At 67.3% G+C, this 18,092-nt stretch carries 18 protein-coding genes; 12 read left to right on the top strand and 6 right to left on the bottom strand.

The window, feature by feature from the left end; genetic code table 11:
* Positions 1 to 403: 403 nt before the first annotated feature.
* Together C7I55_RS01680 and C7I55_RS01675 are read left to right on the top strand one after the other, a co-directional pair.
* Complete coding sequence (locus C7I55_RS01680; RefSeq protein WP_106511143.1) at positions 404 to 1,012, top strand: hypothetical protein; 609 nt, start codon at positions 404 to 406, stop codon at positions 1,010 to 1,012.
* Positions 1,009 to 1,974, top strand: coding sequence for a hypothetical protein (locus tag C7I55_RS01675; RefSeq protein WP_106511142.1), 966 nt, complete (start codon positions 1,009 to 1,011; stop codon positions 1,972 to 1,974). The genes C7I55_RS01680 and C7I55_RS01675 overlap by 4 nt, the downstream gene beginning before the upstream one ends.
* A 296-nt stretch (positions 1,975 to 2,270) precedes the next feature.
* Here the strand turns inward: C7I55_RS01675 and C7I55_RS01670 are convergent, their stop codons facing one another.
* Positions 2,271 to 4,571: a TonB-dependent receptor gene (locus C7I55_RS01670; RefSeq protein ID WP_106511141.1), complete on the bottom strand. Its 2,301-nt coding sequence runs from the start codon at positions 4,569 to 4,571 to the stop codon at positions 2,271 to 2,273.
* A gap of 142 nt (positions 4,572 to 4,713) precedes the next feature.
* Between C7I55_RS01670 and C7I55_RS01665 the strand changes: the two genes are divergently transcribed.
* Positions 4,714 to 6,231, top strand: a complete 1,518-nt coding sequence (locus C7I55_RS01665; RefSeq protein ID WP_158266237.1) for an alkaline phosphatase D family protein — start codon at positions 4,714 to 4,716, stop codon at positions 6,229 to 6,231.
* Positions 6,228 to 8,291 (top strand): phosphocholine-specific phospholipase C, encoded by a 2,064-nt coding sequence (locus tag C7I55_RS01660; protein ID WP_106511139.1) that lies wholly within the window; start codon positions 6,228 to 6,230, stop codon positions 8,289 to 8,291. Before C7I55_RS01665 ends, C7I55_RS01660 begins: the two co-directional genes overlap by 4 nt.
* Positions 8,292 to 8,413: 122 nt before the next feature.
* Here the strand turns inward: C7I55_RS01660 and C7I55_RS01655 are convergent, their stop codons facing one another.
* Together C7I55_RS01655 and C7I55_RS01650 are read right to left on the bottom strand one after the other, a co-directional pair.
* The gene (locus tag C7I55_RS01655) at positions 8,414 to 9,184 is read right to left on the bottom strand and encodes a sensor histidine kinase (RefSeq protein ID WP_158266236.1); all 771 of its coding nucleotides are present in this window, start codon (positions 9,182 to 9,184) and stop codon (positions 8,414 to 8,416) included.
* Between the two features lie 241 nt (positions 9,185 to 9,425).
* Positions 9,426 to 10,085, bottom strand: coding sequence for a TetR/AcrR family transcriptional regulator (locus C7I55_RS01650; protein WP_106511137.1), 660 nt, complete (start codon positions 10,083 to 10,085; stop codon positions 9,426 to 9,428).
* Between the two features lie 52 nt (positions 10,086 to 10,137).
* On the opposite strand from C7I55_RS01650, the gene C7I55_RS01645 reads away from it, so the two are divergent.
* Positions 10,138 to 10,824 (top strand): DUF998 domain-containing protein, encoded by a 687-nt coding sequence (locus C7I55_RS01645; protein WP_158266235.1) that lies wholly within the window; start codon positions 10,138 to 10,140, stop codon positions 10,822 to 10,824.
* 51 nt (positions 10,825 to 10,875) lie between these two features.
* Here the strand turns inward: C7I55_RS01645 and C7I55_RS01640 are convergent, their stop codons facing one another.
* Positions 10,876 to 11,571 (bottom strand): type 1 glutamine amidotransferase domain-containing protein, encoded by a 696-nt coding sequence (locus C7I55_RS01640; RefSeq protein ID WP_106511135.1) that lies wholly within the window; start codon positions 11,569 to 11,571, stop codon positions 10,876 to 10,878.
* Positions 11,572 to 11,849: 278 nt separating this feature from the next.
* On the opposite strand from C7I55_RS01640, the gene C7I55_RS01635 reads away from it, so the two are divergent.
* The 4 genes from C7I55_RS01635 to C7I55_RS01620 all read left to right on the top strand — a co-directional run bounded on the left by C7I55_RS01635 (position 11,850) and on the right by C7I55_RS01620 (position 14,933).
* Positions 11,850 to 12,755, top strand: coding sequence for a LysR substrate-binding domain-containing protein (locus tag C7I55_RS01635; protein WP_106511134.1), 906 nt, complete (start codon positions 11,850 to 11,852; stop codon positions 12,753 to 12,755).
* Positions 12,756 to 12,953: 198 nt separating this feature from the next.
* Entirely contained in the window at positions 12,954 to 13,466 is a 513-nt protein-coding gene (locus tag C7I55_RS01630; RefSeq protein ID WP_106511133.1) for a hypothetical protein, read from the top strand.
* Between the two features lie 214 nt (positions 13,467 to 13,680).
* Positions 13,681 to 14,226 (top strand): helix-turn-helix domain-containing protein, encoded by a 546-nt coding sequence (locus C7I55_RS01625; RefSeq protein WP_106511132.1) that lies wholly within the window; start codon positions 13,681 to 13,683, stop codon positions 14,224 to 14,226.
* Between the two features lie 56 nt (positions 14,227 to 14,282).
* Positions 14,283 to 14,933 (top strand): HD domain-containing protein, encoded by a 651-nt coding sequence (locus C7I55_RS01620; protein ID WP_106511131.1) that lies wholly within the window; start codon positions 14,283 to 14,285, stop codon positions 14,931 to 14,933.
* A gap of 39 nt (positions 14,934 to 14,972) precedes the next feature.
* Here the strand turns inward: C7I55_RS01620 and C7I55_RS01615 are convergent, their stop codons facing one another.
* Positions 14,973 to 15,413, bottom strand: coding sequence for a DUF1772 domain-containing protein (locus C7I55_RS01615; protein ID WP_106511130.1), 441 nt, complete (start codon positions 15,411 to 15,413; stop codon positions 14,973 to 14,975).
* 300 nt (positions 15,414 to 15,713) lie between these two features.
* Here C7I55_RS01615 and C7I55_RS01610 point away from each other — a divergent pair, with 300 nt between their 5' ends.
* The gene (locus C7I55_RS01610; protein ID WP_106511129.1) at positions 15,714 to 16,106 is read left to right on the top strand and encodes a nuclear transport factor 2 family protein; all 393 of its coding nucleotides are present in this window, start codon (positions 15,714 to 15,716) and stop codon (positions 16,104 to 16,106) included.
* Between the two features lie 13 nt (positions 16,107 to 16,119).
* Here C7I55_RS01610 and C7I55_RS01605 read toward each other — a convergent pair whose 3' ends face one another.
* A complete protein-coding gene (locus C7I55_RS01605; protein ID WP_106511128.1) occupies positions 16,120 to 17,013 on the bottom strand; it encodes a LysR family transcriptional regulator in 894 nt (297 codons plus the stop codon).
* 75 nt (positions 17,014 to 17,088) lie between these two features.
* Between C7I55_RS01605 and C7I55_RS01600 the strand changes: the two genes are divergently transcribed.
* Both C7I55_RS01600 and C7I55_RS01595 read left to right on the top strand, forming a co-directional pair.
* The gene (locus C7I55_RS01600; RefSeq protein WP_106511127.1) at positions 17,089 to 17,691 is read left to right on the top strand and encodes a pyridoxamine 5'-phosphate oxidase family protein; all 603 of its coding nucleotides are present in this window, start codon (positions 17,089 to 17,091) and stop codon (positions 17,689 to 17,691) included.
* A complete protein-coding gene (locus tag C7I55_RS01595; RefSeq protein WP_106511126.1) occupies positions 17,688 to 18,092 on the top strand; it encodes a VOC family protein in 405 nt (134 codons plus the stop codon). The genes C7I55_RS01600 and C7I55_RS01595 overlap by 4 nt, the downstream gene beginning before the upstream one ends.

Genomic DNA, 18,092 nt, shown 5'->3' with positions numbered 1-18,092 from the left:
GTGCAGGCCACCTGCCGCGGCAAGACCGGGAAGTGGTACCGCTCGATCAGACGCTCGCATCACTCGCGCAGGAAGCTGCGGCGTGGCCCGCGTCTTTGCTTCCGCGCTTCCAGGCACGTCGCCGATGCACGCACCATGCCTACTTCGGCGAGGGGGGGCGCGGCTCTTCGGAGTTAAGGAAAGTGTCCCCGGAATTCCTCTCGCGGATCCGCAGGTAGCCCCCACTGAAAGCAAGAAAGGGTTGGCCAAGGCGGAAGAGCGGGCACACCCACAAGCGACCAAGCTGATGACGAAGCTCCGCGTCGCATTTCCGTCAGGGGGGAACACAACCCCATTGCAATCCACTCCCCAATCGCGTTGTCTCTCCCGACAGCCGAGCGGCAAACCGGGGAGAGCCCGCACGATGGACGTTCTGAAGGGCTTTTTCTCCGCCCGGGGCAGCACCTCGCGCCTGCGCCTGCTGGCATTCCTCGCGGCAGCGCTGCTGCCAGCTTGGATCGCCATCCTGCTCATGCGCGACGGGACCGTCCTGGTGGTCACCCTCGCCGGCGCCCTTCTCGGCCTCACCACGGCAAAGCTGGTGATCGAAGCCGCCCGTCGTCGGCAGGACATGGGAAAGCGCGCCGCCCCGGCACTCGTCCTGTTGGCACTGGCAGCCGTCGCGGCGTTCGCCCTCGCATTTTACGGCATAGCAGCGGGACCGCGCTTGCTCTCCTACGTCGCCTTGCTGTTGTTCTTCGGGGTGGCCGCGTTCCTGTTGTTGGGCACTCCCAAAGTTGATCTGGCCAGCCAGCAGGCATCGTCCCAAGGCGGCCGAGCGGGGCCGATTGTCGCTATTTTGCTGACGGCGCTCGGCGCCTCCCTCGCTTATGCAGGCTATCGGTGGACCGAGGGCGCCGCGCAACAACGGGCACAGGATCAGGCCGTTGCCGAACAGCGCGAGCTTCACGCCCCGGAAGACAGTGGCGTCGATAATCTGGAGGCGATCTACGCCAAGGAGCATGCGCAATGACGATCGCTCAAGGACCACGCCTCAAGGCTGCGCAAAACATCGTGAGCCAGTTCTCCGCAAACGGTAATCCCAAGCCGGGCAAGAGCGCCGCCGCGACGCAAACCGCGGCGGCCGGCCTTCAGAAGAGTCCCGCCGGCTGGCCCATCTCCCGCAACGACCTGGTCACGCAGCTTAACCGACGGTTGCAGGGTAAGGATCTGCCCCGTCAGGTCGGCACCTCTTATTGCGGCCCGGCCGCCTTCCTCTACTGCCTGCTGGAGGATCGCCCGGACCTATATGTCAGCTACGCTATCAGTCTCTGGCTGAAGGGCGAGTATGATTTTCGCGGCAAGGCCGGCATCGTGGAGGTCGACAGCAGCATCGGCACGCGCACCGCACTCACCGAGGCACGAAAGGCCCAACCCGGCCGCGCGCTGATCTCCGATCTCGACTGGATGACGATGGCGTCGCTCAGCGCTTCCACGCGCCCGGTCGGCTGGGTGTTCGGACATCCCAAGCCCGATGATCAACTCGGATCGGTCACCTACCCCGATGTCGTCAAAGCCTGGTTTGCCGCTGTCGGCGGCAGCCTGCGCGGCGACACAATGGGCCAGGGCATCATGAAGAGCCCAGTGTCGGCCAACCTAGGCCTGCTCAAGCACTGGGTGAACAGCTGGATCGTCCTCCAGATTGACTCGAGCCTGCTCAGCGGCGGCGGCACTAACACGTTCCGGAAGCGGCACTGGGTCGTTGTGAACCCCCATCGCCGCCCCCTGATCCAGGCAGGCGAAGGCGGCAAAGTCGTCCCGCTGGAAGACGCGCTCAAGTCGGCCTCCCGCCCTGGCGTTGCCGACATGCAGAATTGGCGAACCAGCCTGTATTTGGTGAGTTGGGGTAATGAAAACAGCGCGCTGCACACGCCCAAGCTGGGGCACCTGCACGGACGCCTGTACGGCGCCTTTGCCTTTGCGCGTTTCCGCTGATGCCGGCGATCACCCAAGCACAAGTATCGGAACCAGCACGCCCCAACGACGCGGCCAAGCAGGAGCCTGCCGAGGCGCTGTCTGTCCAGACGGCGCTGATCGACACGATCATGGGGAAGTAGGGCCACGCCCACAAGACGCGCCCCGCGCGTCCTGGAGCGTGAAGGACGAAGCATCGATTCACACCGCCGCCGGTCACAGCTAATCCCAACATCCTCCACCGTCCGGTGCGCGCCACCGACCCGTTCACCGGCGCCTGAACACGGGCCAGGCCGCCGGCCTGACCCGCGCCATCCTCAGAAACGCTTGCGGATCGTGCCGAACACCTGGCGGGGCGATCCGGCCTGCAGGGTGTTGTTGAGCGAGGCCGCGGTGTTGAAAAACTGGCCCGATCCCAGCGCTGCGATATATTTCTTGTCGAACAAATTGGCCGCGTTGATCTGCAGCTCGAAGCCGGCGAGCGGCCCGCCTTCGGGAAAGCGGTAGCCGAGCGCGGCGTCGAACAGGACGTAGCCGCCGACGGTGACGTCGCCCGTATAGGTGACGTTGCGCTTCGACGTGTACGATCCCGCGAAATTGCCGAAGAACCGCCCGTCGTCGTAATTGAGCTCGCCCTTGGCGAGGTGCGCGGGCGTGTCGACGGTCCGCACGCCTTTGGTAGCGACGAGCGCGGCGCCGTTGACGGTGTCGTCGTCGTAGGTGCTGTCATTGTACGAATAGGAGCCGATCAGCGACACCGCCCGGCTCGCCCGGTAGGTGGCTGCGATCTCGACGCCGCGGCTGGTGACGCTGCCGACATTCTGCAGGATGCTGGGATTGCCGAGGATGTTGGCGCCGCTGAACGCGGCGAGCAGCCGGTTCTCGAACTTGACGTCGTAGAGCGCGAGGACGCCGCGCACCGGCCCCGTCTCGAAGCGCCAGCCGGCCTCGATCGTCCGCGACGTCTCCGGCTTCAGCACGTCGCGGATCGCCTCGAAGCCGACCTGGGTGGTGCCGAACGGCCCGCGGAACGAGCTGATGTAGGCGCGCATATTCTCGGCATAATTGGCGAAGAATTCCTGGCCGCCGGTGCGGTAGGTGGCGCCGATCTGCGGCTGGAACCAGTCCCTGGCGGCGATCTTGCCGTTGATGAACGGCGTGCCGGCATTGGTGGTGATGCCGTTTTCCACCCGCGCGCCCTTGAAGCCGCCGGCGATGGTCAGCGCATCGCTCAGCCGCCAGCTGTCGCTGACATAGAATTGATTGGTGACGGTGGTGAGATCGGTGAGGAAATCGGAGCGGAACGGATTGGCGAGGAAGTCGGTCACGTCGGGCCGGTTGCTCTGACTGACGGCATAATAATTGCGATCGGTGATCGCGTCATTGTCCTCGTGCCAATAGCCGGCCTGGAGCGTGTGATCGCCGAGGGTCGCCGTGGCGTTGACGATGCCGCCGTCGCGGTTGATGCCATATTCGGTGGTGCGCACCGACAGCGGGAAACCGTCGGGCGAGAACACCGCCGGCGTGTAGATGCCGCCCGAGCCCTTGTCGTCATGGTGGTAATAGGTCGCCGAGACGGCGAGCCAGTCGGTCACCGGCACGGCGAGGGTCAGCGCGCCGAGATAATCGCTGCGCACCCCGCCACTGTCATAATAAGTGTCGTTGACGTTGGTGTAGGGGGTCGGGAAGACCAGGCCGGCGGTCGGGAAGGGCAGCGGCCGCTTTGCCGCCGACGCGGTCTGGTTGGCGCTGATCTGCGAGAGCCGGACGGCGGTGTCGAAATCGGGGCGCAGGAAATCGAGATCGTAGCCGATCCGATCCAGGGTCGCGGGCGACAGATCGGCGTAATTGCGCTCCTTGTGGAGCGAATAATTCAGCCAGCCGGTCAGGGTCGCGGCACCGATCCGCTGGACGATCTTGCCGTTGATCTTGCGATCGGTCTGCTGGCCGTAGCCCTTCCACTTGTCGGCATCGTGGTAGACGCCCGAGAGGGAGATGCGGGTGCCGGTGGAGAGCTCGCCGCTGTCGATGCGGCCGTAGAGATGGACGGTGTCGTACATCCCGTAGGTGGCCGCGATCTCGCCGCCCAGTTCCTGCGACGGTGCGCGCGATATGAATTCGAGATTGCCGCCGAGATTGCTGGTGGAGGCGATGGCGAGCGAACCGGCGCCCTGCGACACGTCGACCCGCGCGATGTTCTCGGCCGCGATCGCGCGGCTGATGTGCAGGCCATTATGGTTGTTGTAGAACATGTCGCCCAGGGGCACGCCGTCCAGCGTGTAGCCCATCTGGCTCTGGTTGAAGCCGCGCACCGAGAGGCGGGTGCCGAGCTCGTAGCTGCCGAACGGATCCGAGCTCTGCAGCGCGACACCGGGCAGGCGGGCGACCGCCTTGAGCGGCGAGCTTCCCGGCGGCAGGATGTCGAGTGCGGCCTCGTTGATCGTCTGTTCCTGGCGGACCTTGCCGGTGCCGTAGATCACGATCTCCTCGCCCTGCTCCGCAGAGGCGGCGGGATCGGCGGGCGAGGACGCGTCGGCCGCGGCCTGGGCGTGAACGGCGGGCGCGGCGAGCAGGGCCAGGGACCCGGCCGAAGCCAGGAGCATCGTCTTCGAGAGCACGTTTTTTCCTCAATCAGGGCGCCATCTGGGGCGTCTGCCGGCGCCCTAGGCCGCGGCCGCGACAGGTTGGTGACGTGGGGATTTCAGTTTCATGACGCTACTTGGTCACATTCCCGTCATCGGCCCCGCCTACCGAGGGCGCGTGACTTCGACGGAATGGCATCGGCGGGCGATCCTCGCCGCGATGGCGGGGCTCGCCGCCGCCCCCGCATGCGCGATCGATTTCGGCGCGCGCAGCGACACGGATCCGTTCGGCCTCGGCGTCGCCAGCGGCGACCCCAGCGACGACGGCTTCGTGCTGTGGACCCGGCTGGTCGGGCCCGGCGCGACCGCGCTGGCTGCGGCGCCCGTTCCGGTCCGCTTCGAAATCGCCGCCGACCCGGCCTTCCGGACGATCGTCCGCAAAGGCAGCATCACGGCCCATCCCGAGCATGCCCACAGCGTGCATGTCGAACTGGCGGGCCTCACGCCGGGGCGGCCTTACTGGTATCGCTTCCACGCGCTCGGGGCGACCAGTGCCGTCGGGCGGACGGCAACGGTGCCGCGAACCGCCGATCGGCTGCGGCTGGCGGTGACGTCGTGCCAGCATTGGGAGCAGGCCCGTTTCGGCGCCTATCGCGACATCGTCGCGCAGGCGCCGGATCTCATCCTGCAGCTCGGCGATTACATCTACGAGCAATCCTATCCGGGCCAGCCAGTGGTGCGCGCGTTCGGCGCGCCCGATCCGATCGATCTCGCCGGCTATCGCCGGCGCCACGCCCTCTACAAGACTGATCCGGACCTGCAGGCCGCGCATCGCGCCTGCCCCTGGCTGGTGACCTGGGACGATCACGAGTTGCTCAACGATTATGCCGGGCTCGCCAACCGTGACGGGGTGCCGCCGGTGCTGTTCGCCAAGCGGCGGGCGGCCGCCTACCAGGCCTATTTCGAACATATGCCGATCCGCCCGAGCCTGTGGCGACGCCGGCCGTCGCCGCGCCTGTTCCGCGCGGTCGACTGGGCGGATCTCGCCTCTTTGTCGGTGCTCGACACGCGTCAATATCGCAGCGTGCCGCCCTGCGCGGAGCCGAATGTCGCCCGTAACGTGCGCCTCGAGGGCTGCGCCGCGGCGAGGGCGCCCGCTGCCACGATCCTCGGGCGCGACCAGGAAGGCTGGCTCTCCCGCCGCCTCGCCGGCGAGCGGCGGCCGTGGACCCTGATCGGCCAGCAGGTCTTCTTCGCACCTTTGTTTCTCGACGGCGAGCGGCGGGCCACGTTCAGCGATCAATGGGACGGTTATGCCGCCAGCCGCGACCGGCTGCTCGCCGACCTCGCCGGCCCGAACGTGCAGAGCCCGGTCGTGCTGAGCGGCGACGTTCATTCCTTCTGGGTCAGCGATGTCAGGGATCGCGCCGGCCGGCCGGTGGCGAGCGAGATCGTCACCTCGGCGCTCGCGGCCGCCTCGCCGCCCGCCGGGCGCTTCGGCGACGCCCGCGCCAACAATCCGCACATCCGCTTCAGCGACGTCGAGCAGGCCGGCTATGCGCTGCTCGATATCGGCCGGCGTGCCTTGACCGCCGACCTGCGCATCGTCGAGGACCGGCGCCGCGCCGACAGCCGGGTGCGCAGCATCGCGCGCTTCGGCATGGCACAAGGATCGAAGAGGCTGGAGGCCGTGTGACCCGTATTCCGCGCCGTCATTTGCTGAAAGGCGGCCTCGGCGCCGCCGCGCTCGCCGCATTCCCGCCGTCGATCGCGCGGGCGCTCGCGATTCCCGCGGACGTGCGCACCGGCACCATCCGCGACGTCGAGCATATCGTCATCCTGATGCAGGAGAATCGCAGCTTCGATCATTATTTCGGCACCTTGCGCGGAGTCCGCGGCTTCGCCGATCCGTTCCCGATCCCGGTGCCCGGACCGGCTAGAGATGTCTGGCAGCAGGCCACCGGCACCGATGGAGGCGCGCGCGCGGTCTCGCCCTTTCACCTCGCCACGCAGCGCGACTGGGCGCTGATGCGGATGGAGGGGACTCCGCACGGCTGGCCGGATGCGCAGCGGGCCTGGGACCAGGGCCGCATGGCCCACTGGGCCGCGCACAAGACCGAGCGTGCGATGGGCCATTATGGCCGCGAGGACCTGCCCTTCCAGTTCGCGCTCGCCGATGCCTTCACGCTCTGCGACGCTTATCATTGCTCGGCGCAGACCGGCACCAACACCAACCGCCTGTTCCTGTGGACCGGCACCAACGATCCCTCCGGCCGGAACGGCGGCCCGGCCATTGCCAATTCGCACGACAGCTTCCCCGCCGACGGCGGCGCCGCCGAACCTTATTCCTGGACGACCTATCCCGAGCGGCTGCAGGCGGCGGGAATCGACTGGCGCATCTACCAGGACATGGCCGACAACTTCACCGACAATCCCCTGGTCGGCTTCGCCAGCTTCCGCGCGGCGCATGCGGGGGCGCCCGGCGCCGATCCGCAACTGCGCGCGCGGGCGCTGACCACGCGCGGCCTTGATACCCTCCGCTCCGACGTGCTCGCGGGACGGCTTCCGCAGGTGTCGTGGATCATCGCCACCGCCGCCGGCTCCGAGCATCCGGGCCCGTCGAGCCCGGCGCAGGGCGCCGCCTACACTGCCGAATTGCTCGACGCGCTGACCGCCGATCCCAAGGTGTGGAGCCGCACCGCCCTGCTGATCATGTTCGACGAGAATGATGGCTTCTTCGACCACGTTCCGCCGCCGGCCCCGCCGTCGCGCGACCCCGCCGCCCCGGCCGGCCTCGCCGGCGCGTCGACCGTCAGCATTGCGGGCGAATATCACGACGTGCCGAGCGCGGCCGACGCCAAGGACGACCTGGAGGCGCTGCGTGGCCGCCCCTATGGCCTCGGTCCGAGGGTGCCCTGCTATGTCGTCTCGCCGTGGAGCAAGGGCGGCTGGGTGAACTCGCAAGTGTTCGATCATACATCGGTGCTTCAGTTCCTGGAACGCCGCTTCGGCATTGCCGAGCCCAACATCTCCCCCTGGCGCCGTGCGATCTGCGGTGATCTCACCTCCGCCTTCGACTTCGCCCGACCGAACGAGACACGGGCCGGGCCCCTGCCCGACCCGCGGCCCGCCGCCGCCCGCGCCGCGGCGATCAAGGGCCAGGTCACCCCGGCCGCACCGGCGAGGCCGCAGCCGCTCCGGCAGGAGCCGGGCACCCGCCCCGCACGTCCCCTGCCCTACGATCTCGACGTGGCGGAAGCGCGCCACGGCCGCACCCTCCGTCTGACCTTCGACGCCCGCGGAACTGCCGGCGCGGTCTTCCACGTCTACGACCGCCTCGTTCTGGACCGCCTTCCCCGCCGCTACACGGTGGAGGCGGACAAGCAACTGGCGGGCGCCTGGGACGCGCACGGACCGGATGGCGCCTACGATCTCTGGGTTTTGGGGCCCAACGGGTTCCACCGCCATTTCGCCGGCGACGCCCGCGACGCGGCACTGACCGGGCGCCTTTCCTGGCGGCTGGACGCGCCGGCGAAGGAGATCCGCCTTACGTCGCCCGACCCGGCCGGATTGGTCGTCACGCCGGGTGCCCGGAGCGACCGGCATGCCGCCTGGCCCGCGGCCGATTCGCGGCGCGCCCCGATCTGGTCCGTGCGCGAGACCGACGGCTGGTACGATCTCACCCTTACCTCCCCGGGAGCGCCACGCTTCCTCCGCCGGATCGCGGGCAGACTGGAAGCCGGTACACGATCCTGAGGCCACGGCCCCTCCGAGCCTCGGGACGCGTGTTTCCGGGTCTCACGTGCGAACGAGCCCGGGTGCAGCGCGCATGATCTCCGCAGCAACGGGCATGGCCGTCAGCCGAGCCCCGAGGGGACCTATGCCGGGAGGAGCGTGAAGCAAAAGGCCGTGCCGGCCGGCAGACGCTCCATCCAGATCCGCCCCTTGTGGTTCTCGACGATCGTCCGGCATATCGAGAGGCCGACACCGAGGCCGTCGGCTTTCGTACTGTTGAACGGCGAGAAGAGATCGGCCTTGTGCGAGTCCGGAATGCCGGGGCCATTGTCCTCGATCCGAACCTCGACCATCCCGCGCACGATATCCGCATTCATGGTGAGCGATCGATCGGCCTGGCCGGCGGTGGCATCGGCGGCGTTCCTGATCAGATTCTGGAGGACCTGCCCCAGCTGGATCGGGTCTCCGACCACGAGAGCCGCCCATGGCATGATCTCGATCCCCAGAGTGAAGTCCCAGGCCGCGCCATAAAGGCGCAAGACATCATCGACGATGGTTCGCAGGTCGACCGCATGGTGCGCGACCGCATGCGTCGACGCGGCACCCCTGACGCTTCGAATGACGTCCGACACCTGGACGAGGCACAGCTCGGCCAGTTCGACGGCCTTGGCGAGCTGTTCGATCTCCGCGCATCTTTCGTCCGGCAACGATCGCCGTGCGACGGCGAGATAATTGTAGGCTGCCGTCAGCGGTTGCGCGAGTTCGTGAACCACCATCGCCGCGGTCGTTCCCATCGCGCTGACCCTGCCGAGATGAACGATGGTCTGGCGCAACTTCTGCACCTCGGCCTCGCACTCGGCGAACAGATCGAAAGAGATTTCGCGTTCGGCGCTCGTGTTGGCATGCAAATACATCGGTTCCTCCATTGCGTTAAGCGGGAGGAATCAACTTCTCTCAGCCACAGGATTGCTAAATAGGGCTCCCGTGATTCGTTGAATATAGCACGTATGTGCTTCAATCCGCATCGATTTCTTTCAAGCGCCATTGGGACTTTTCGCCGGACAGGCCGAAGGTCACCAGACCGCTTCTTCCCGCTATTGTTTCGCTAGGCATGCGAACAGGCATGGCCCCGCCTGTCGCATCGCCCTTCCGCCCTCATCCGCGCTGCGCCCGACCGCCCATTTCGAGCGCATTCACCAGCGCTTCCACGAGCGTTTGCGACAGCCATTCCTCGTAGCGGTCGTGCGTCCACCCGCCGCCGACCACGAGCATGCGATAGACGTCGCGGCTGGTGTACATCCACAGGATCCGCCGCGCTTCGGCGAGGCTGATGCCGGGCTTGGCGAGCCCGGCGGCGAACAGCCGATCGAGCCGCTCCTCCTGCATGGCGTAGCGGGCCTGTTCGAACTCCTCCTCGATCGTCCGCAGGGCCGGCGCATAGCCCGAGACGTTCCGTAGCGGGCCGAGCTCGCGGCTCTCGCTTTCGTAGATCGAACGGGAGACCCGTGCGGTCAGCGCGATCGCCTCGACCGGGTCGCCGACGTTCGCCAGAATCTGCTGGGCCGCCTGGGTGCTCGGGCCGAACAGCGCCTGCTCCATCAGGCTGCGCAGGATGCCTTCCTTGGACTTGAACACGGCATAGACCGTCGACGCCGAGACCCCGGATTGCCGGGCGATCTCGGCAATGGTCACCGCCTCGATCCCGTGCGTACCGAACAAGGCGCGTGCGCGGGTGAGGATGCGCGCGCGCGTCTCCTCCGCCGCCTCCGCCCGGGCCGCCGAAGAATAGGTCCTTTTGGTTTTTGACTCATTCATTGCAGCAAGCTACATCCAATTAGCCAGATGGGGCCAACACAGAGGGATCAGCGTGGACACATTCGTCGAGCAAGTTCAAGCCACAGGCTGGGCCGCGCCCGCCGCCTGGACGGCGATCCTCGCCACCCTGGTGTCCGCCGCCGCGCTGCTCGGGCTCCATGTCGTCAGCCCCGAATTGGCGCCGTCGTGGCGGATGGTGAGCGAATATGCCAATGGCCGATATCCGGCGCTGCTGACCCTCACCTTTCTCGCCTGGGCATCGGCCTCTTTCGCGCTGATTGCGGCTTTGTGGCCGCTCCACGAGACTCTCCTCGGCAAATGGGCACTCGCCCTCCTGCTTGTCGGCGGCGTCGGACAGACGATGGGCGGACTGTTCGACATCAACCACAAGCTGCACGGGCCGGCGGCGATGATCGGCATCCCTGCGCTCTGCGCGGCGTGCGTGCTCGTCACCTTGGCCATGGCGCGCCGGACCGACATCGCCGCGCCGCCGCTGTGGAGCGCGCATCTGCCCTGGATCGCCTTCATGACCATGATCGTGGCGCTCATGCTGTTCTTCGGCGCGCTCAAGGCCGCGGGCGTCGAGATGTCGCGCGACGCGGCGCCGCTCACCGCCTTGCCCGCCGGGGTCAGCGGCTATGTCGGCTGGGCCAACCGGCTGCTGTTCGCCGCCAGCTATCTCTGGGTGATCCTGGCCTCGCTGCGGGTGCTTCACGCCGCCAGGGTGGGCCAGGGCTGAGCGGGCGGCGGCGTGCCGGGGGGGCACGCCGCCTCCGCTTGGCGCTGGGCGTCAGCGCAGCGCCGCCAGCACCGCGTCGGCCAGCGGCGCGCTGGAGGCCGGGTTCTGGCCGGTGAGCAGGTTGCCGTCGCGCACCACGTGGGCGCCCCAGTTGGGCCCCTTTTCGTAGCGTGCGCCCGACTTGCGCAAGGTGTCTGCGAGCAGCCAGGGAGCGTTGTCGGCGGTGCCGAGCTCGACCTCCTCCTCGTCGCTGAACGAGGTCATCGCCCGGCCGGCGAACAGCCACTCGCCGTTCGGACCGCGCGCCGCGAGCAAAGCGGCCTGGCCGTGGCAGACCGGGGCGATCAGGATGCCGGCGCGATCGGCTTCGGCGAGGATGCGGCCCATGTCGGCATCCTTGTAGAGGTCCTCGACCGGACCGTGGCCGCCGGGAATGACGATCGCGTCGTAGCGGCGACCGTCGATGTCGGCGAGCACCAGCGGGTGAGCAAGGCGATCGGCGATCGACTCGAGATAGTGGCGGAAGTGATCGACATTGGCCTGGCCGACGACATCCGGGTTCATGCTGTGCGGATCGATCTTCGGCGCGACGCCGCCGGGCGTGGCGATGTCGACCGTGCAGCGTTCGGCGACGAACTTCTCGTCCATGACGACGAATTCCTCGGCCCAGACGCCGCTCTGATATTTCGAGCCGTCGGCACGGGTCCAGGTGTCGGCGGCGGACAGGACGATGAGGATCCTGGTCATTGTGCATCTCCTTCTGACGGGCGCCGCAGAGCATTGGGCTCGTGGCGGCGCGTGGGTGCCGAGGACATCGCACCTCCCTTGGGCTGAGGCGGTCCGCCGGACGCACGGGCTCGCATGCACGGAGACACCGTCTCCATGCTGGATTGCCGCTCATCTGGTGGACGCCTGCCATAGCCATGAGGCAGGTCGATCTCTCTCGACGCCTCCGAAATAGAAGAAGACCGCAGCGGCGACAAAGACTTTGCATGTCCAGCTGCCATGCCTGTAAGGCATGGCGAATGGAGCTTCGCCACCTTCGCTACTTCGTTGCCATCGCCGAGACGGGGAGCCTCACCGAGGCCGCGCAGGACCGGCTCCACACGTCGCAACCGTCGCTCAGCCGGCAGCTCAGGGATCTCGAGCTCGAGATCGGCGCGCAATTGCTGGTGCGCGGCCCGCGCGGCGTGACGCTGACCCCGGCCGGGCGCGTGTTCCTCGACCATGCGCGGCTGACCCTGCTTCAGGCCGGCGAGGCCGTCGCCGCCGCACGCCGGGCAGCGCGGCCGGTCAAGGCCAGTTTCGCAGTCGGCTTCCTGACCGGCCAGGAGGTCGAGTGGCTGCGACACGTCACCCATCTCTTGCGCGACGAGCTGCAGTCGATCGATTTCCGGGTGACCAGCGACTTTTCCCCGGCGATCGGCGCTGCGGTGCAAAGCGGCGAGATCGACCTCGGCTTCTCGCGGATCGAGCCGCAGCCCAACGTCACCTACAAGATCATCGCGCACGAGCCGATCGTCGTCATCCTGCCGCGCGAGCACCCGCTCGCGGCGCGGCGCGAAATCGATCCCCGCGACATCGATCCGCAGGGGTTCATCGGCTATTCGGATACGCCGCACGTGCTGCGCGGGATCGTCGAGCGCTATTTCGCCGAGCGCGGCCTTAGCATGGCGCCGACCCATTTTCTCGACAGCTATGCCACCGGCATCTCCCTCGTCGCCTCGACCAAGAACGTCACCCTGCTGCCGGCCTATGTGAAGGCGCTACTGCCCGCTTCCCTCGTCAGCCGCCCGCTCGCCGGCAACGGCCCGGTGATCGAGATCGCGGCCGGCTACCGCGCCGACAATCCGTCGCCGGTGCTCGCCGTGTTCCTGCGCAACATCGACCGCCTCGTCGCCGCGCGCGCAGCGGAAACCGGCGGCGGCTGAGGGAGTATCGAGGGAGCCAGCGGAAGTCTCAGTCGGAAAGGTCGAGATCAGATCAAGTGCGCCGAACGGACTAGCCAGGGCAATCGCTGTGTCGTTTTGGGAGCGGTGACACTCCGATCAGCCTTGTCCGCCCGTATGTTGCTCGCGATACCCGTCCCGGGGTCAGCCACGTCGGCTGGCGGGAAACGGGGACTTTCGTTGAAAAAGATCATGATCATGCTCGCAGCCGCGGCGGCTGTGAACCTCGGCGGCTGCGCGACGGTCGTCAATGGCACCAAGACGGACTACAAGACCCAGACGCGTCCGGAAGGGGCAAGCGTTCGGTTCAGCAACGGCAAGACGTGCACGACCCCGTGCGAGATCGAGCTTCGGCGCAAGGACGATCTGCGGGCGGACATCACGCTTGCCGGCCACAAGCCGACCTATGTGCTGATCCAGTCGAAGCTCGGCGGATCGACCTTCGGCAACATTCTGCTCGGCGGCGGCGTCGGAGCAGTCGTCGACGGCGCTAACGGAGCGAGCAACCGGCTTCATCCCGCGCCGCTGATCGTTCGCCTGGCTCCGGAAGGATCCGACGAAGGCGCGGTTCTGCTCGACCGAGAGGGCAAGGTCATGAAGACGGTGAAAGCGCACAACGATTCGGTTCGCGTCGACGTCGCCAAGACCGTCGGTCCGCGGCTGGCGGGCCTCGAAGGCAGCGATCCGGAATAAGCGCGTCAACGGAATTTCGGGTCGGGCTCGGATCAGCCTGGCCCGAATATCCGCCGCGGTTTCGATGCCACGACGTGGGCCTTACCACCCCTCGCGTCCTTCATATTCTTCCTCCTGTTCGTTTGCGCTTGCTCCCGCCGACACGGCGTGCACAGATGGTTCCGCGAACCCGACCGCTTTGAACCGGGCCCACCCGACAACCACCGGAGCCCCCATGATCTCCGAGCTTCCGATCGGCCCCGCGCTCAGACGATTCCGGCGGCTGAACATGGTCAAGCAAAGCGCGGTGGCGGAGGCGCTCGGCGTTTCCCAGGGATGTGTGTCGCGCTGGGAGAGCGGAAGCCACCGGCCGGATGCGGCGCAGCGGGCGCGGATCGTCGCGCTGATCTCCGCCTCGGTCGGCAACGATCATGATGCCGGGCTGAAGCGACTGGTCGAATCCTCGCAGCGCCCGGTCCATCTCATCTGCGACGCAACGCACACCCTCCTCGCCGCATCCCGCAGCCGAGCGGCAAGCTGGCGGACCGACATCTCCGACCTCATTGGCAGGTCGCTATGGCGCTTTGCCAGTCCGGAGATCGAGGCCGCGGAGGCGGGACTGTTCGAGCGCGGCTGGTTCGAGCGCCCTTATCAGACACTCGAGGTGCGCACCGAGGGCAACGGCCGATCGGACGTTCCGGTGCCGCGGAGCCATATGCTCTGGGAAACGCTCCCGCTCGCCGATGGCCGGGTCGGCCGTCTGACGACGACGATCGGCTGACGCACACGCATAATCTATTCCTCTCCTCCACGGCCCGGCAGCGATAGGGTGACGGGATGAGAAGCGATCACCCCCTCAATCCCCCTGTCGACCCAACCCGGCTGGAGGGCATCCTCGACTTCCTGCAGTCGGCATCGGCGCTGAAGGACACGTTGCGGACGGGCCGGACCGCCAGCGGCCGTCAGGAGAGTACGGCCGATCACAGCTGGCGCCTGTGCCTGCTGGCCATGCTGCTCGGTGACGACCTCAAGCAGGTCGATCTTCTCCGGCTGCTGCAGCTGTGCGTGGTCCATGATCTCGCCGAGGCCATTACCGGCGACGTGCCCGCGCCGCTCCAGGCTGCCGACGACGGCAGAAAGGAACGGGAGCGGGAGGCGCTTCGCGAACTGTGCACGCCCCTTCCCGAAGACCTCCGGCAGCGCATCGGATCCTTGTGCGCGGACTATGATAGCGGCTGCTCGGCGGAGAGCCTGATGGCCAAGGGCTTGGACAAAATCGAGACGATGCTGCAGCATCTGATCGGCGCCAACCCGCCCGGCTTCGACTACCGGTTCAATCTGACCTACGGCCGTCGGATCACCGATTGCCACCCCGTCCTGCGGCAGATGCGGTCCAGCCTCGATACGAAGATGCAGGATCGGATCAGTGCCGAGCGCCCGAAGGGCGGCGTTGCGGAGGAGGTTCGGCGGATGGAGGGCGGCAATTGAAGCCCGCATTGAAGCGTCGTTCGCGCCCGGCACGTTCTTTCAGCGCATGTCCGCCAATGCCATCGCAAACAGGATCACGGCAGCAAGGCCAAGGCCGCTTCGCACATGATGGATTTTGCCCCACGTCACCAGCAGCTTGCGGCTCGCCGGCCCCGCCTCACCGGGAGAGATGGCCTTGAGCCGGCGGTTGGTCGGCATGATCGCCAGTAATGTGAACGGCCAGTTGGCGAGCAGGGCCACGCTCCCCGCAACCCACAACCCCGCGCCCGACAGATACCAGGCGGCAAGGCCGGCCAGCCCGCCGGCGACGGCCAATCCGGATTGAAGCGGCAAGGCCCGGCTGTAGCTCGGCTGCCACTGCGCGAGCAGAGGTGCGTCGTCGAGGCCAAGACGTGCCGGGTGTTCGACAAGGCTGATATAGCCTGCCGCCCCGGTGAACAGGGCTGCACAGACAAGGGCTGCAATCGAGATCGGTACCATCGGATGTCCTCGGCATCAGCCGGGAAAACGCCAAACGAATCGCCAGCGTCTTCCCAAGCCATTGGGTCAACGCCGCGGCTGAGAAGAACCCGGGATCCGGGCGCAGGAGCTACCGACCTGCAACTCTATTTTCGGCCTGTTCTTTATCGCAGCCGGCCTTCGTGATGACAAGCACTGAGGTTCGTCGACCCGCCAGCCAGGCAAGCCGCGGTATCCTACCACGCGCCTCAATGCAGAGCCCGGGCTTGACTCATCATTCCCTCCTGGCTCCAAATCGAGGTCTTCACGCGAGGTGCACCGATGTCAGATGCCGAACCGAACTCCGCAGGCGTCGCGGAGCCGGACCATGATCACCTGCTGCGCTCCAATCTGGAGCGCGTGTTCAACGAGCGGGATGCCGCGCGGCGGGCGGAGGCGATCGCCGAGCTCTATGCTGCCGACCCCGTGATGTACGAACCCGATGCCGTGATCCGCGGCCGCGACGCCATTTCCGACGTTGCCGGCGCCCTGCTTGCCCGCTTCGGGGCGGACTTCCGATTCGTTCCACAGGGCCGCGCCCTTGGCCATCACGGCATGGCATCCTTGCCCTGGCGTGCCGGTGATGCCGGCGCAGAGCCGACCGTCGCCGGAATCGACACCGCCGAGATCGTCGACGGCAGGATCGCGCGGCTGTGGGTGCTGCTCGACCTCTAGAGCGGCGTCAACTTCAGGTCCAGGCGCCACGGCGTGCCCGCGCGCGCATGGCGTCGATGAACAAGCGGATCGACGGCATGGAGGCGCGTGCGGCCTCGTAGAGCAGGCTGACCGGCAGCGCAGGCGGCGCGCGATCCGCGAGCACGGGCACGAGCCGTCCGGCGGCGATCGCGTCGGCGACCTGATAGCTCAGCAGGTTCGCCAGCCCCAGGCCCGCTTCGGCGGCCCTGATCTCCGCATCGATGCTGTTGACGGTGAGCCGCGGCGCCACTTCGACGATCGTGCGCCCGTCGGCTCCGAAGCTCCAGGCGCTGGCGACGCGGGCGCCGTTGCCGAGGATGCATCGATGCCGGCGCAGATCCGCCGGATCGAAAGGGGCTCCATGTTTCGCCAGATAGGCGGGGCTGGCGACGATCGTCTGCCGTACCGCGCCGATCGCGACAGCCCGCAAGGCGCTGTCTGCAAGCACACCGATCCGAACCGCAACGTTGATTCCTTCCTCGACGATGCGGACGTTGCGATCGACCAGCATCAGCCGCGCGCTGAGTCCGTCATGCGCCGCCAGCAGATCCTCGATCTCCGGCAGCACGTGCAGCCGCCCGAACAGGACCGGCGCGGTGACGTAGAGCTGACCGCGCGGAACCGATCGGCCCCCGCCCACGATCTGCTCGGCCTCGCGCAGATCGGCGAGGATCCGCCGCGCCCGATCGAGAAAGCCCGCACCTTCGTCGGTGAGCGACACCGCGCGAGTCGAGCGGTGGAGCAGGGTCACCCCGAGCCGGCGCTCGAGCCCGGCCACGGCGCGAGTCACCGCCGCCGGTGACAGGCCGAGGCCGCGCGCCGCGGCGGCGAAGCCACGCTGCTCGGCAACCGCCACGAAGACCGTCAGCCTCTCGAAGCGGTCCATCGTTCCTCCTCGTGCAATGGTGAACCTCGTTTCTCGGCCATTATCACCATTTCGGCAACGTTCTACCTTCGGGGCATGGCAGCGACCTATCTCCACAAGATGTTCGGCCCGGGCGCTCGTGCGCTCCAGCAGGCGGCGGGCTCCCGCGACTCCTATGCGCGCATGGAGGCGAAAGCCGGCGCGGCCGACCTTCTCACCGATCGGGAAGCGGACTTTCTCGCCGCCCGGGACAGCTTCTACATGGCCTCCGTCACCGAGGACGGCTGGCCCTACGTCCAGCATCGCGGCGGACCGACGGGCTTTCTCCGCCGGATCGCCGGCAACCGGATCGGCTTCGCCGACTATGACGGCAACCGCCAATATCTTTCGGCCGCAAACCTGAACGCGGAACCTCGCGTCGCCCTGTTCCTGATGGATTATCCGAACCGGCGCCGGCTGAAGCTGATCGGCCGGGCGCGCGTCAGCATCGATCCCGCCGACCTGGCGTCGGTGACGACCGAAGGCCCCGAGGCGGAGCGCGCCTTCCTGATCGACGTGATCGGTTTCGACTGGAACTGCCCGCAGCACATCACCCGGCGATTTACCGAAGCCGAGATCGCGGGGGCCACGCGGCCGCTGCTCGCCGAACTCGAGAGCCTGCGGGCGCGCGTCGCCGAACTGGAAGGACAAGGATCATGAAGCTGACGCGCGGAGTCCACCATATCGGCCTCACCGTGCCCGATCTCGACGCGGCAAAGACCTTCTTCTGCGACACGCTCGGCTTCGATCAGGTGGGCGGCGTGCCCGATTACCCTTCCGTCTTCGTCTCGGACGGCGCGATCCTGCTGACGCTCTGGCGGGCCGCCGATCCGATCACGGCGCGTGCGTTCGATCGGCGTGCCAATATCGGACTTCACCACCTGTCGCTCGCAGTGGCCGACGATGCAGCGCTCGATGCAGTCTGGGAGACGGTGCACGCTCACCCGCAGGTGACCGTCGATGTTGCGCCGGAGCCGATGCGGCCCGGCTCGGCGACGCGGCACTTCCTGGTCTTCATTCCGGGCGGCATCCGCCTCGAATTCGCCACGCCGTTCGCCTGA

The sequence above is a fragment of the Allosphingosinicella deserti genome, from assembly GCF_003012735.1.
GTDB lineage: Bacteria > Pseudomonadota > Alphaproteobacteria > Sphingomonadales > Sphingomonadaceae > Allosphingosinicella > Allosphingosinicella deserti.
This window is presented reverse-complemented; position numbering and strand designations above follow the sequence as displayed.